This window comes from Amycolatopsis pretoriensis (assembly GCF_900107925.1).
Classification (GTDB): Bacteria; Actinomycetota; Actinomycetes; order Mycobacteriales; family Pseudonocardiaceae; genus Amycolatopsis; species Amycolatopsis pretoriensis.
The window spans coordinates 509,106-522,138 of sequence record NZ_FNUJ01000004.1 but is presented as its reverse complement, the minus strand read 5'-3'; the positions used below and the strand labels follow the sequence as shown (position 1 = coordinate 522,138).

Annotated in this window: 14 protein-coding genes; 5 read left to right on the top strand and 9 right to left on the bottom strand. The window is 70.4% G+C overall.

The annotated features are described in order from the left end of the window. Nucleotides 1-31: 31 nt before the first annotated feature. On the top strand, nucleotides 32-1,168 hold the full coding sequence (locus tag BLV96_RS20055) for an MFS transporter (protein WP_091389427.1): 1,137 nt from the start codon (nucleotides 32-34) through the stop codon (nucleotides 1,166-1,168). Between the two features lie 67 nt (nucleotides 1,169-1,235). Here the strand turns inward: BLV96_RS20055 and BLV96_RS20050 are convergent, their stop codons facing one another. The 4 genes from BLV96_RS20050 to BLV96_RS20035 all read right to left on the bottom strand — a co-directional run bounded on the left by BLV96_RS20050 (nucleotide 1,236) and on the right by BLV96_RS20035 (nucleotide 5,211). After that, the gene (locus tag BLV96_RS20050; protein ID WP_208608277.1) at nucleotides 1,236-1,616 is read right to left on the bottom strand and encodes a hypothetical protein; all 381 of its coding nucleotides are present in this window, start codon (nucleotides 1,614-1,616) and stop codon (nucleotides 1,236-1,238) included. Nucleotides 1,617-1,632: 16 nt separating this feature from the next. Continuing rightward, nucleotides 1,633-2,823 carry an RtcB family protein gene (locus BLV96_RS20045; protein WP_091389365.1) on the bottom strand — a complete coding sequence of 397 codons (1,191 nt, stop codon included), beginning with the start codon at nucleotides 2,821-2,823 and terminating at the stop codon, nucleotides 1,633-1,635. 88 nt (nucleotides 2,824-2,911) lie between these two features. After that, complete coding sequence (locus BLV96_RS20040) at nucleotides 2,912-3,946, bottom strand: aspartate-semialdehyde dehydrogenase (RefSeq protein ID WP_086684824.1); 1,035 nt, start codon at nucleotides 3,944-3,946, stop codon at nucleotides 2,912-2,914. Continuing rightward, on the bottom strand, nucleotides 3,946-5,211 hold the full coding sequence (locus BLV96_RS20035; protein WP_091389363.1) for an aspartate kinase: 1,266 nt from the start codon (nucleotides 5,209-5,211) through the stop codon (nucleotides 3,946-3,948). The genes BLV96_RS20040 and BLV96_RS20035 overlap by 1 nt, the downstream gene beginning before the upstream one ends. 228 nt (nucleotides 5,212-5,439) lie before the next feature. Between BLV96_RS20035 and BLV96_RS20030 the strand changes: the two genes are divergently transcribed. Beyond that, nucleotides 5,440-6,030 carry a nitroreductase family protein gene (locus BLV96_RS20030; protein WP_244180339.1) on the top strand — a complete coding sequence of 197 codons (591 nt, stop codon included), beginning with the start codon at nucleotides 5,440-5,442 and terminating at the stop codon, nucleotides 6,028-6,030. Here the strand turns inward: BLV96_RS20030 and BLV96_RS20025 are convergent. Together BLV96_RS20025 and BLV96_RS20020 are read right to left on the bottom strand one after the other, a co-directional pair. Next, nucleotides 6,027-6,722, bottom strand: a complete 696-nt coding sequence (locus tag BLV96_RS20025; protein WP_091389422.1) for a helix-hairpin-helix domain-containing protein — start codon at nucleotides 6,720-6,722, stop codon at nucleotides 6,027-6,029. The two genes, BLV96_RS20030 and BLV96_RS20025, sit on opposite strands and share 4 nt — an antisense overlap. A gap of 81 nt (nucleotides 6,723-6,803) precedes the next feature. Then, complete coding sequence (locus BLV96_RS20020) at nucleotides 6,804-7,190, bottom strand: hypothetical protein (RefSeq protein ID WP_091389359.1); 387 nt, start codon at nucleotides 7,188-7,190, stop codon at nucleotides 6,804-6,806. 218 nt (nucleotides 7,191-7,408) lie between these two features. Here BLV96_RS20020 and leuA point away from each other — a divergent pair, with 218 nt between their 5' ends. After that, nucleotides 7,409-9,169, top strand: a complete 1,761-nt coding sequence (gene leuA / locus BLV96_RS20015) for a 2-isopropylmalate synthase (protein ID WP_167379658.1) — start codon at nucleotides 7,409-7,411, stop codon at nucleotides 9,167-9,169. A gap of 80 nt (nucleotides 9,170-9,249) precedes the next feature. Further along, complete coding sequence (locus BLV96_RS20010; RefSeq protein WP_086671669.1) at nucleotides 9,250-9,801, top strand: DedA family protein; 552 nt, start codon at nucleotides 9,250-9,252, stop codon at nucleotides 9,799-9,801. Here BLV96_RS20010 and BLV96_RS20005 read toward each other — a convergent pair. Beyond that, nucleotides 9,788-10,399: a peroxiredoxin-like family protein gene (locus BLV96_RS20005; RefSeq protein ID WP_086671667.1), complete on the bottom strand. Its 612-nt coding sequence runs from the start codon at nucleotides 10,397-10,399 to the stop codon at nucleotides 9,788-9,790. The genes BLV96_RS20010 and BLV96_RS20005 overlap by 14 nt on opposite strands. 60 nt (nucleotides 10,400-10,459) lie before the next feature. On the opposite strand from BLV96_RS20005, the gene BLV96_RS20000 reads away from it, so the two are divergent. Next, nucleotides 10,460-11,062, top strand: coding sequence for a TetR/AcrR family transcriptional regulator (locus BLV96_RS20000; protein WP_086671665.1), 603 nt, complete (start codon nucleotides 10,460-10,462; stop codon nucleotides 11,060-11,062). Here the strand turns inward: BLV96_RS20000 and BLV96_RS19995 are convergent. Together BLV96_RS19995 and BLV96_RS19990 are read right to left on the bottom strand one after the other, a co-directional pair. Then, nucleotides 11,052-11,957 carry a LysR family transcriptional regulator gene (locus tag BLV96_RS19995; RefSeq protein ID WP_086671663.1) on the bottom strand — a complete coding sequence of 302 codons (906 nt, stop codon included), beginning with the start codon at nucleotides 11,955-11,957 and terminating at the stop codon, nucleotides 11,052-11,054. The genes BLV96_RS20000 and BLV96_RS19995 overlap by 11 nt on opposite strands. A gap of 24 nt (nucleotides 11,958-11,981) precedes the next feature. Beyond that, nucleotides 11,982-12,914 (bottom strand): EamA family transporter, encoded by a 933-nt coding sequence (locus BLV96_RS19990; RefSeq protein ID WP_086671661.1) that lies wholly within the window; start codon nucleotides 12,912-12,914, stop codon nucleotides 11,982-11,984. Nucleotides 12,915-13,033 lie beyond the last annotated feature (119 nt).

Below are 13,033 nucleotides of genomic sequence, written 5' to 3'. Positions count from 1 at the left end.
CGTCCCCCGCGTCCCGTCGACGATGGCGCTGATGTTCCTGGCGCGGCTGCCGATGACCATGAACGGCGTGCTGCTGACGCTGTACATCGTCACCGGGCTGGGCCACGGCTACGGCGCCGCGGGGCTGGTCGGCGCGGGGATCACCCTCGGCATGGCCCTCGGCGCGCCGCTGCTGGGCCGCTGCTTCGACCGCTACGGCCTGCGCCCGATCGTCGCGCTCTGCGGCACCGGCACCACGGTGTTCTGGTTCGCCGCGCCGCACCTGCCCTACGCGGCGCTCGCCGCGGTCGCGGTCCCGGCCGGGATGCTCTCCGTGCCCGCGGGGTCGCTCGCGCGCCAGGTCCTGGCCGCGCTCGTGCCGGTCGAGGAGCGCCGCGCGGCGTACTCGCTCGACACGATCTCGATCGAAGCGACGTTCATGATCGGTCCGGCGCTCGGCATCGCGGCGATCACGACGCTCTCCCCGACGTTCACGCTGAGCGCGCTCGGCGCGTTGTTCGGCGGCACGGCGTTCCTGATCTGGCTCGTGAACCCGCCGATCCGCGAAGCCGTCGAGCCCGGCGCGTCCACCGCCCGGCCGCCGCTGCGGAGCTGGCTGACCGGCCGGCTCGTGGCGACGCTGCTGATCGCCGCCGGCACGCTGTTCGTGCTCGTCGGCACCGAGCTGGCGACGCTCGCGACGCTGCGGGAGAACGGCGACCTCGGCGTGACCGGGCTGGTGATCGCGGTGATGTGCGCGGCGTCGATCGCCGGCGGCATCGTGCACGGGGCCGTGAAGCGGTCGCTGCCCCAAGGCGTGCTGATGCTGCTGCTCGCGCTGCTGGTGGTACCGGTCGGGCTGGCCGGGCACTCGTGGTGGCTGCTGACGCTGGTGCTGATCCCGACGAACCTGCTCTGCGCGCCGACGCTCGCGGCGACCACCGAGACGGTCAGCCGGATCGCGCCGCCGCAGGTCCGCGGCGAGGCGATGGGGTTGCAGGACGCGTCGACGCGGCTCGGCCTGGCACTGGGCAGCCCGGTGGTCGGCTTCGCGATCGACCACTCGAACCCGGCGTGGGGCTTCGCCGCGGCCGGGCTCGGCGGCCTGGTGGTCGCGGCGGCCGGCCTGCTCCACCGGCGAGCACCGGAACCGGCCGCGGAGCCGGTCCCGGCACTGGCCGAGGGTTAGCCGTAGCTTTCACGTGAAAGCTCCCACCTGGGGCGTAGCTTTCACGTGAAAGCTACGCTTTCGCGCGTCAGCTGCAGGCGGTGCGGAGGGCGTCGAGCTTCTTGACGTTGCGCTGGACCCACTGGGCCACGACGCCGGCGTCTTCGATGCGTTCCTTCTGCACCTCGACGTACGACCCGGCCATCCCGAGCAGCGCGTTCTTGACGTCCTGGTCCTGGACGTCCCCGGCGAGCTCCCGCAGCCGCTTCTCCTTGTCCGCGGCCCGCGCCTTGAGCTTGTCCGGGTCGACCAGCGGGTTCAGGTCCGCGAGCCCGAGCGCCTCGGTGCAGACACCCACCTTGTCGACCGTCTTCGACCCCTGATCGACCGCGTTGCCGACCTCGTCGCACCCGCTCAACAGCAGTGCGGCGGCGGCCAGCAGCGCGGCCGTCGTTCCACCCCTCGTCATGGCGCCAAGGTACCGCTCAGCCCTTGACGCAGACCACCTGCTTGAGGTGCGCCACGACCTCGACCAGGTCCGTCTGGGCCTGGATCACCGTTTCGATGTCCTTGTACGCGGCCGGGATCTCGTCGACGACCCCCGAGTCCTTGCGGCACTCGACGCCCGCCGTCTGCGCCGCGAGGTCGTCGGCCGTGAACAGCTTCTTGGCCTTGTTGCGCGACATCCGGCGGCCGGCGCCGTGCGACGCCGACTCGAAGGACGACTTGTTCCCGAGACCGCGGACGATGTACGAACCGGTCCCCATGCTGCCCGGGATGATCCCGAGGTCACCCGAGCCGGCGCGGATCGCGCCCTTCCGCGTGACGAGCAGCTCGACGCCGTCGTAGGTCTCCTCGGCGACGTAGTTGTGGTGGCACGAGATCGCGTCGTCGAAGGTGGTGCCCGGCACCACCTCGGCGAGCGCCAGCTTCACGAGCGCGACCATCGTGGCGCGGTTGCGCGCGGCGTAGTCCTGCGCCCAGAACAGGTCACGCCGGTACGCCGCCATCTCGGGCGTGCCCGCGACGAACACCGCGAGGTCCCGATCCGGCAGGTCGGCGTTGTGCGGCAGCTTCCGCGCGACCGCCATGTGCCGCTCGGCGAGCTCCTTGCCGATGTTGCGCGAACCCGAGTGCAGCATCAGCCAGACGCGCCCCGAGTCGGCGCCACCCTGCTCGAGGCAGACCTCGATGAAGTGGTTCCCGCCGCCGAGGCTGCCGATCTGCCGCGCGGCCCGGTCGTGCAACTGCTGGACGCCTTCGTGCAGCCGGCCGAAGCCCTGCCAGAACGCGTCCCAGCCGCCGACGCCGTGCACCTTCGCGGGGTTCACCGGCGACTTGTGCAGCCCGAACCCGACCGGCACGGCGCTTTCGATCCGGCGACGCAGCTTCCCGAGGTCGTCGGGCAGGTCGGCGGCGGTGAGCGACGTCCGCACGGCGCTCATCCCGCACCCGATGTCGACCCCGACCGCGGCGGGCGAAACGGCGTCGCGCATGGCGATGACGCTGCCGACCGTGGCGCCCTTGCCGTAGTGCACGTCGGGCATCACGGCGAGCCCGTGCACCCACGGCAGGTTCGCGACGTTCTGCAGCTGCCGCATGGCCTGGTCTTCGACCGACGCGGGATCCGCCCACATCCGGATCGGGACGCGGGCTCCGTCGACAGCGGTGTACATGGTTTCCTCCCCTGGAAAGCGTTTCGCGGTGCCCAGGATCCCCCGGGCACCGCGAAACGGCCAAGCGAGTTTATTCGTCCACTGTGTACTACGACTGCTCGGCGATCAGCTCCGCGATCTGCACGGCGTTGAGCGCCGCGCCCTTGCGCAGGTTGTCGTTCGAGATGAACAGCGCGAGGCCGTTCTCGACGCCCTGGTCGACGCGGATGCGGCCGACGTAGCTCGGGTCGTTGCCCGCCGCCTGCAACGGGGTCGGGACCTCCGACAGCTCGACACCCGGCGCGTGCGTCAGCAGCTCCGTCGCGCGCTCGACCGTCAGCGCCCGCTCGAACTGGGCGTTCACCGAGATCGAGTGGCCCGAGAACACCGGCACGCGCACGCAGGTGCACGAGACGCCGAGGCCCGGGATGCTGAGGATCTTCCGGCTCTCGTTGCGGAACTTCTTCTCTTCGTCCGTCTCGAACTCACCGTCGTCCACAATGGACCCGGCCATCGGGAGGACGTTGAACGCGATCGGGCGGACGTACTTCGCCGGCTTCGGGAAGTCGATCGCCGCGCCGTCGTGGGTCAGCAGCGCCGCGTGCTCGGCGGCCGCCTTGACCTGGCCCGCCAGCTCGTCGACGCCGGCCAGCCCGCTGCCGGACACCGCCTGGTAGGTCGACGCGACCAGCCGGACCAGCCCGGCCTCGTCGTGCAGCGGCTTCAGCACCGGCATCGCGGCCATGGTGGTGCAGTTGGGGTTCGCGATGATCCCCTTGCGCGCCTCCTTGACGGCCTGCGGGTTGACCTCGCTGACGACCAGCGGCACGTCCGGGTCCATCCGGAACGCCGAGGAGTTGTCGATCACCGTCGCGCCCGCCTCGGCGAACCGCGGCGCCTGCGCCTTCGACGTCGACCCGCCCGCGGAGAACAGTGCGATGTCCAAACCGGACGGATCCGCTTCTGCGGCGTCTTCGATCGTGATCTCGGTGTCGCGCCAAGGAAGCGTCGAACCCGCCGAGCGCGCCGAAGCGAAGTACCTCAGTTCGGCGATCGGGAACTCCCGCTCCGCCAGCAGTTTGCGCATGACCGCGCCGACCTGGCCGGTCGCACCGACCACCCCGACCCGCAACCCATTCGCCATCAGCGACCACTCCCCGCGTAGACCACGGCTTCCTCGTCGCCGCCGAGCTCGAACGCGTCGTGGATCGCGCGCACGGCGTCGTCCAGCTGAGCGTCGCGGATCAGCACCGAGATCCGGATTTCCGAGGTGTTGATGATTTCGATGTTGACGCCGGCGTTGGCCAGCGCTTCGCAGAACGTCGCCGTGACACCCGGGTGCGAGCGCATCCCGGCGCCGACGAGCGAGACCTTGCCGACGTGGTCGTCGTAGAGGACCGACTCGAAGCCGATCTCCGCCTTGACCTTCTCGAGTTCCTTGACGCCCGCGGCGCCGTTGGCCTTCGACAGCGTGAACGTGATGTCCGTGCGGCCGGACACGGTGCTGGACACGTTCTGCAGCACCATGTCGATGTCGATCTCGGCGTCGGCGATCACGCGGAAGATCCGGGCCGCGGCACCGGCGTGGTCCGGCACCCCGGTGACCGTGATCTTGGCTTCGGAGCGGTCGTGCGCCACACCGGTGATCAGGGCTTGTTCCACGGGGATCTCCTCGATAGAACCGGTCACCGTCGTGCCCGGCTTGTCACTGTAGGAAGAACGGACACGGATCGGGACGCCGTAGCGGCGCGCGTACTCGACCGAACGCAGGTGCAGGATCTTCGAACCGCTGGCGGCGAGCTCCAGCATCTCTTCGTAGGTGACGGTGTCGAGCTTCTTGGCGTCCGGCACCACCCGCGGGTCGGCGGTGTACACACCGTCCACATCGGAGTAGATCTCGCAGACGTCGGCGTTCAGCGCGGCGGCCAGCGCGACGGCGGTGGTGTCCGAGCCGCCGCGGCCGAGCGTGGTGATGTCCTTGGTGTCCTGCGCGACGCCCTGGAAGCCCGCCACCAGCGCGATGTAGCCCTGCTCGAGCGCCTCGGTGACGCGGCTCGGGGTGACGTCGATGATGCGCGCGTTGCCGTGCACCGACGTCGTGACGACGCCGGCCTGCGAACCGGTGAACGACCAGGCTTCGGCGCCCTGGGCCGCGATGGCCATGGCGACGAGCGAGTTCGAGATGCGCTCACCGGCGGTGAGCAGCATGTCCATCTCCCGCTCCGGCGGCGCCGGGTTGACCTGCTGCGCCAGGTCGAGCAGCTCGTCGGTGGTGTCACCCATCGCCGAGCAGACGACGACGACGTCGTTGCCCGCCTTCTTCGTCGCGACGATCCGCTCCGCCACGCGCTTGATCCGGTCGGCACTTTCCAGCGACGATCCGCCGTACTTCTGGACCACGAGGGCCACGCCCGAACCTCCTCGCGGGCCGGGCGGCTCCCTGGTGGGCACCGGAGAGCCCCCGCGTCCCATGATTTGAAGAGGAGCCTACCGGGGGTTGGACCGCCCGCCACCCTCTTGACGTGGGGCTGACCCTTCGCGTGGGTCACTCGGAAGTAAATCTTCCGCAACACCAAGGAAATGCGCGAAGCCCTTCCTCCCGAGTGACGCACAGCACTCGCGGGTACCGTCTTGATCGTGCGAAAGCCAGCTGTGACGAGCGTCCCGATCGCTGCCCTGATGGCCGAGCGGTGGAGCCCGCGGGCGTTGGACTCGTCGTTTTCGGTGACGTCCGACCAGGTGCGGGCCCTGCTGGAGGCGGCCCGCTGGGCCCCGTCGTTCGGCAACACCCAGCCGGCCCGCTATCTGGTGGGCCTGCGCGGGACACCGTCGTTCGACGCGATCTTGTCGACGTTGAACTCGGGGAACCAGGCCTGGGCCCGGCGGGCGAGCCTGTTGCTGATCGGCGTGATGGTGACGACGAACGCGAAGGGGTCGGTGCCGTACGCGGAGTACGGGCTGGGGTTGGCTTCGGAGAACCTGGTGCTGCAGGCGGTGGAGCTGGGCTTGGTGGCGCACCAGATGGCGGGCTTCTCGGCTTCCGACGTGAGCGCGGCCTTCGGCCTGCCGGACGACGCGATCCCGAAGGTGGCGATCGCGGTGGGGTCGCCGGCTGCGCCTGAGGTGCTGGAGGAGGACTGGCGGGTCGAGCGCGAGAAGTCGGAGCGCGTGCGGGTGCCGTTGGAGGAGTTCGCGTTCACCGACCAGTGGGGCAAGCCGGCGTTCTAGGCCGGCAGGACGATCGCCCGGTCGCGCACCCGGTCGAGGGCGGCATAGGGAACGACGGTGCCGACATCGTCGACGGCGGCGAACCCACCGACTTCCACCCTGATGCCGACGATGGCCTCGGCGGTTTCGGCGTCGAGCCCGCAAACCGACGCGATGACGGCCGCCGGCGCGTTGTTGAGGTCGACGAGGCCGCCGTCGTCGTAGTTCCGCGGCAGGTCGGGCCGGCCGATCCGGAGGTCCCGCGCGATGAGCGGGTCGCTCGCGACCAGCTTCCGTGCTTCGGTGCGGCGCGCCCGCGCGGCCAGCGCGGCGGCGAGGGCCGGGTCGCCCTGTTCGGCCGGCGCGAGGCCGAGAACCTGCCGGCGGAGCTTGACCTGCTGGACGCAGGCGACCACCACGACGACGAGGCCCAGTACCGACGCGACCGAGGTGAGCAGGTTCCCGGTGGTGCCGACCGTGTGGCCCGCGGCGTCCTTCGGAGACAGGGACAGCAGCGTGAACATGACCGCGGCGGCGGCCCCGAAGACCGCGGCGCGCGCGTAGAGCGACTTCCGCCCGAGCCGGACGGCGGCGTGCACGAACGGCACCCAGGCGAACAGCCCGATGGTGGCGATGGTGACGACGAAGTACCAGCGGCTCCCCACGCGGGCGACCGCGCTCGGCTTCGGCACGACAGGCTGGGAAACGGACATGATCAGCACTCCTTCCGGCGTGCTGATGTCGCCCGGCGGCGACCGTGCGTTACGACGCCGCGCCGATCGTCATCCGCGAGATCAAGCCCCTCCGCCCACCCGGCGGATCACCTTCGCGAGAATCCCCGACACCACGAGCCAGAAGATCGCCGCGATGCCGTAGTTCACCAGCACCCGCAGCTTCTCATCACTGGGCGTGAACAAATCGCTGAACCCCAGCGCCAGCCCGTCCGCCCACGACTTCACGAACGACACGATGCCGTTGTCCGGGTTTGCCGAGCCGACCGTGAAGATCACGTGGATCACCAGGAGCGCGGCGAAGATCAACCCCACCCAGCGGACGATCGACGCCAGCGCCGAGGCCGCCCGGCCGCTCGCGCCGCGCCAGTCGACCGGGGCTCGGCGGGAGACCTTCGTCTCCTCCTCCGACGACGCCGCCGAAGATGACGACTCTGCGTGCTCACCCATGGTCGCAGTTTCGCACGGCGACCGGCCAATTGCTACCCACAGGTAACCCCCACGGGGAGAAGCCCGGCTTCCCTCACCCCGCGTTGCGTGGTTATGGTGGGGGCGTGGCGCGTGTTCTCCTGCTTCGCTGCCGCGACGGGGCCTGATCTGACCGGCTCCTCGTCGCGGGGCTTCGTGGTGCCGGTCGCACCCGTCGAGCTGGAGACCTTCGAAATCCCATGAGCAAGATCCGCAAGCCTTCGCGTACCGCGCCCGCTGACCAGCCCTCCTGGAACACCCAGCGCGGCACCTCCATGCCGGTCCACCGCTACCGCCCCTGGTACGACCTCGTCGAGAACATCGACCTGCCCGACCGCACCTGGCCGGAAAAGCGCATCGAGCGCGCGCCGCTGTGGTGTGCCGTCGACCTGCGGGACGGCAACCAGGCCCTGATCGACCCCATGTCGCCCGCGCGCAAGCGCAAGTTCTTCGACCTGCTCGTGCGCATGGGCTACAAGGAGATCGAGGTCGGCTTCCCGGCCGCGTCGCAGACCGACTTCGACTTCGTCCGCGAGATCATCGAAGAGGGCGCCATCCCGGACGACGTCAGCATCCAGGTGCTGACCCAGTGCCGCCACGAGCTGATCGAGCGGACCTTCCAGGCCCTCGAAGGCGCGCCGCGGGCGATCGTCCACATCTACAACTCGACGTCGATCCTGCAGCGCCGCGTCGTGTTCCGCGAGGAGCGCGAGGGCATCAAGAAGATCGCGACGCAGGCCGCGGAACTGGTCGTCGAGCTGGCCGCGAAGCAGCCGGACACCGACTTCCGCTTCCAGTACTCGCCGGAGTCCTACACCGGCACCGAGCTGTCCTACGCGCTCGAGGTCTGCAACGCCGTCACCGAGATCTGGCAGCCGACGCCGGAGAAGCCGGTCATCCTGAACCTGCCGGCGACCGTCGAGATGGCGACGCCGAACGTCTACGCCGACTCGATCGAGTGGATGTCCCGCAACCTGGCGCGCCGCGACTCGGTCATCCTGTCGCTGCACCCGCACAACGACCGCGGCACCGGCATCGCCGCCGCCGAGCTGGGCTACCAGGCCGGTGCCGACCGGATCGAAGGCTGCCTGTTCGGCAACGGCGAGCGCACCGGCAACGTCGACCTGGTCGCGCTGGGCATGAACCTCTACAGCCAGGGCATCGACCCGCAGATCGACTTCTCCGACATGGACGAGATCAAGCGGACCGTCGAGTACTGCAACCAGCTGCCGGTACCCGAGCGCTCGCCGTGGGGTGGCGACCTGGTGTTCACGGCCTTCTCGGGCAGCCACCAGGACGCGATCAACAAGGGTCTCGACGCGCTGAAGGACGCCGCCGGCAAGCAGGGCGTCCCGCTGGACGAGTACCCGTGGGAGGTTCCGTACCTGCCGATCGACCCGAAGGACGTCGGCCGCACGTACGAGGCCGTCATCCGGGTGAACTCGCAGTCCGGCAAGGGCGGCGTCGCCTACATCATGAAGGCCGAGCACCAGCTCGACCTGCCGCGGCGGCTGCAGATCGAGTTCTCGAAGGTCATCCAGCGCTACACCGACACCGAGGGCGGCGAGGTCGACCCGGCCACGATGTACAACGCCTTCTCGGCCGAGTACCTGGAGCTGAAGACGCCGCTGGAGCTGGTCCGCCAGCACGTGCGCGACAACGGCGACGGCGAGTACGACATCACCGCGACCGTGAAGGTGGAAGGTGACGAGCACGAGGTCACCGGCCGCGGCAACGGCCCGATCGCGGCGTTCTTCGACGCGCTGTCGACGGTGGGCTTCGACCTGCGCCTGCTGGACTACTCCGAGCACACGCTCTCCCCGGGCGACGACGCGCGCGCGGCGTCGTACATCGAGTGCGCGATCTCGGACCGGGTGTTCTGGGGCATCGGCATCGACCCGTCGATCGTGACGGCGTCGCTGCGCGCGGTCGTCTCGGCGGTGAACCGCGCCAACCGCTGAACCTGTGGGCCGCCTGTCGGGTTCCTGTGAGTACTCCTTGATCAGGAGTTTTCCGGGCCCGGCGAGCGGTTAATGGAGATGTGGACGCGACTACGGCCGGACTGCTGGTGCTGTTCGTCGTCTCGCTGGTGCCGCTGCTGCCCACCGAGGTGACGCTCCTCGGCATGGGCGTCGCGGCGGCCCAGGGCGGGACGTCGCTGGCGGTCGTGATCGCGGTCGCGAGTGCCGGGTGCCTGGTCTCGGACCAGGCGCTCTACGCCCTCGGCCGGTTCGGTGGCCGGGCGGCGCTGAACCGGCTGAGCCGGCGGCGGAAGATCGCCGCCGGCATCGGCTGGCTCGACGGCCGGCTGCAGCGCCACCCGCGGCCGGTCCTGGTGGTCGCCCGCTGGCTGCCGTCGGGCGGCACGGTCGGCGCGCTGCTCGCCGGCTCCCTGCGGTGGCCGATGGCGGAGTTCTTCACCGCCTCCGCCATCGGCGTCACGCTCTGGACGTCCTACGTGGCCTTCCTCGGCTACGCGGGCGGCCGGATCATCACCGAACCCGGGATCAGCATGCTGCTCTCCCTGGGCGTCGCCCTGGTCCTGGGTTCGGTGATCACCTACGGCGTGAAGCGCGGCGCTAAAGCGATTTGAGGATGTCCGCCGGTTCGGTCCGCGTGACGAAGTCCGGGTGGACGTCGACGAACCGCAGCGTGCGGTCCTGGTCCACCACGACGACCGCCGGGTGGACCAGCTCCCAGGTGCCGTTGACCTGCTCGAGGTCCGTGCCGAGCTGCTCCATCGCCTCGCGGACCGGGGCGGACACGGGATAACTCAGGCCGAGTCCCCGAGCGACGGTGCTGCTGACGTCCGACAGCACCGGGAACTCCAGGCCCTCCACGGGCACGGTGCCGTCCGGCATCTGCGGGCTGATCGCCGTCAGCGTCGCGCCGCGCGACGTCAGCTCGGGCAGGAGTTCCCGCTGGTAGGTCCGCAGGGTCAGGTTGCAGTACGGGCACCACTGGCCGCGGTAGAAGACGAGCACCGCCGGCCCGTCGGCGACGAGGTCGCCCAGGCTCGTCGGCGTGCCGTCGGCCCCGGGCAGCGTGAAGTCTTCGATCTTGTCGCCCACCTCGGCGAACTTCGTCTCGGCCGCTCGGCGCCGGGCCGCTTCGAAGACCTCGAAGATCTCCGGCGGCAGCGCACCGCGGGCCTTCGCGTTGACGTCGGTCAGGGCCTCGTTGAGCGTCATGGAACCCCCTGGTTCAGTTGTACTGATCGGTACAGTGAGGCGAACTGTACTATCCAGTACATGGAGGCGCAAGCGGCTTCGACCCCACGCGGCAAGCGGACCCGCGACGCGATCGTCGACGCGGCGGCCGCGCTGATGTACGTCGACGGCGTCGCGGGCACGAGCGTCGACAAGGTGCTCGCCGCGAGCGGCGCCGGGAAATCGCAGATGTACCACTACTTCAAGAACAAGGAACAGCTGGTCGCGGCCGTGATCGACCGGTACCTCGAGCAGATCCTCGGCAACCAGCCGGCGATCTTTACACTGGCTTCTTGGACCGATCTGGAGACGTGGACCGAGCAGCTGCTGGACGTCCACCGCCGCGCGGGCGGGCCGATCGCGTGCCCCCTGGGCAACCTCGCCGGCGAGGTGGGCGACAACCCGAAGCTCGCGCCGCTGGTCGACCAGGCCTACCGGACGTGGGAGTCCCACCTGGAACGCGGGCTGACCGCGTTGCGGGACAAGGGAGAGCTCGCGCCCGGCGCCGACCCGGCGCGGCTGGCGCAGGCAGCGATGACGTCCGTCCACGGTGGACTGTTGCTGGCCCACGTCCGCCACGACCTCACGGCGCTGGAAGACGCGCTGGGCATCGCGCTGGCCTACCTGCGCGGCTTCAAGCGGTGAGCTGGGCGACCTCCGCGCGCAGCTCGTCGATCACCTGGGCGACCGCCGGACGCTGCAGCGCTCCCGTGCGGCAGACCGCTTCCACCAGCCGGGCCGCGCGGATGCCCGCCAGCGGCCGGCTGACCAGGCCGCTGCCGCGGCGGGTGTCGATCGTGTAGCGCGGGACCAGCGCGATCCCGTGGCCCGCCGCGACGAGCCGCTCGGTGATGCGGAAGTCGTTGATCCGCTGCACCACCACCGGCCGGACGCCGGTGCGGACGGTCAGCGAGCGCAGCACGTCGTCCACCGGGAAGCCGTGGTCGACGCCGATCCAGCGTTCGTCGGCCAGCTCCGCCAGGTCCACCCGCCGCTTGGCCGCCAGCCGGTGCCCGGCCGGGAGCGCGACGTCGAGCGGCTCCCGCAGCAGCGGCACCACGTCCAGGCGCTCCTGGTCGAACTCCGGCGCGTGCTCGTCCCGGTGCGCGACGACGACGTCGTAGTCCGCGACCAGGCCGGGCACCTCCGGCGGCGTCATGTCGACGTCGCGGACGTCGACCTCCAGGCCGTCGTACCCGGCGACGCGGGTCAGCAGGCCCGGCAGCAGCATCAGCCCGGCCGACTGGAAGATCGCGATCCGCACGCGCCCGCGCGGCGCGCTGCGGTAGGTGTCCAATTCGGACTCCGCGCGTTCGAGCGCGGCCAGCACCTCGTCGGCGCGGGCGACCAGCGCGCGGCCGGCGTCGGTCAGCCGCAGCCCCCGCCCGGCCGGTTCGGTGAGCGGCAGCCCGACCTCGCCCTGGAGCGCGCGCAGCTGCTGCGAAACCGCCGACGGCGTGCAGTGCAGCGCCCGCGCGGCCGCCGTCACGCTGCCGCGGTCGGCGAACTCGCGCAGCGTGCGCAGGCGACCCAGATCCACGGCCCCAGCGTAGTTGAAGCGCGGCTACACAGTGGCGGCGCTTTCGGTGACCTTCGCTTCACGGTCGTGACGCAGCCGCGCGACCGTTCCGGCGCTGACCAGCGCGACGATCCCGGCGACGCAGCCGAGCGTGAGCACCGACGGCGTCAGGCGGTGGTCGGCGAGCTGCATGACGTAGGCGAACAGCGGCGAGAGCGTCAGCAGGATCGACGCGGTGATCGGCTCGGTCCGCCGGATGCCGACCTGCAGCAGGTAGAGCGGCAGCGCGACGCCGAACAGCGCGATCAGCGCGGACGGCCCGAACGCCGCCCCGACGGCCGGCGCGTCGTCGATCGCGACGAGCACCCAGGTCATCGCCAGGATCAGGAAGAACCGCACGGCGAGCACCCGCCGCGGCGGCAGTTCGGCGTCGCTCAGGCGCTTCGAGTAGATGACGTTGGTGACCGAGCCGACCCCGGTGATGAGCACGAGCACGACACCGGTAAGCGTCTCGCCGGGCGTCCGGTCGAGTCCACTGTGGCCGGTAAAGGAACCCCAGACCAGCAGCCCGATCAGCAAACCGATCCCGATCGCGACCCAGGATTCGGCGCGCAGGATCGCGGTCCCCTTGCGCAGCAACGGGTTGAACGCCAGCGTCAGCACCGGGCCGAGCGCGATGCCGACGACGTTCACCACCGCCGGTTCGAGGTAGCGCAGCGCGAAGAGCATCGAAAGCCAGGTCGCGGCCGTCGTCACGTTGATCATCACGACGTCGCGGCGCAGTTCGCGCAGCGGGCGGAACGTCACGGCCACGCCGTCGCGCACCAGCGCGAACACCAGGAAGAACACGGCGGCGAGGGTGAACGACACCGCGGCGACGGTCGCCGGCCGCAACTGCTCCAGCTGGTTGCCGGCGAAGACGTCGAGCGCCGCCGTCAGCGCCGCGAACCCGGTCAGTGGCAGTACGCCTCGCAGCATCGGAAACTCCCAGTCGTCGGCGGACGCCCATCGTCACCGGATCCGGACATCCCGGGCAATAGCGTCCGGGGCGGGTGAGCAACGCCCGAGACGAGACGTCCACCGATCGGCCCAGGTCA

Coding starts and splice junctions, on each gene's coding strand:
- BLV96_RS20045 (WP_091389365.1), bottom strand. CDS start 2,823: ATGTACACCGCTGTCGACGGAGCCCGCGTCCCGATCCGGATGTGGGCG.
- BLV96_RS20005 (WP_086671667.1), bottom strand. CDS start 10,399: ATGACGCTCAACGAGGCCCTGACCGACGTCAACGCGAAGGCCCGCGGT.
- BLV96_RS20020 (WP_091389359.1), bottom strand. CDS start 7,190: ATGGGTGAGCACGCAGAGTCGTCATCTTCGGCGGCGTCGTCGGAGGAG.
- BLV96_RS20055 (WP_091389427.1), top strand. CDS start 32: ATGTTCCTGGCGCGGCTGCCGATGACCATGAACGGCGTGCTGCTGACG.
- BLV96_RS20050 (WP_208608277.1), bottom strand. CDS start 1,616: ATGACGAGGGGTGGAACGACGGCCGCGCTGCTGGCCGCCGCCGCACTG.
- BLV96_RS20040 (WP_086684824.1), bottom strand. CDS start 3,946: ATGGCGAATGGGTTGCGGGTCGGGGTGGTCGGTGCGACCGGCCAGGTC.
- BLV96_RS19990 (WP_086671661.1), bottom strand. CDS start 12,914: ATGCTGCGAGGCGTACTGCCACTGACCGGGTTCGCGGCGCTGACGGCG.
- BLV96_RS20025 (WP_091389422.1), bottom strand. CDS start 6,722: ATGTCCGTTTCCCAGCCTGTCGTGCCGAAGCCGAGCGCGGTCGCCCGC.
- BLV96_RS20000 (WP_086671665.1), top strand. CDS start 10,460: ATGGAGGCGCAAGCGGCTTCGACCCCACGCGGCAAGCGGACCCGCGAC.
- leuA (WP_167379658.1), top strand. CDS start 7,409: ATGAGCAAGATCCGCAAGCCTTCGCGTACCGCGCCCGCTGACCAGCCC.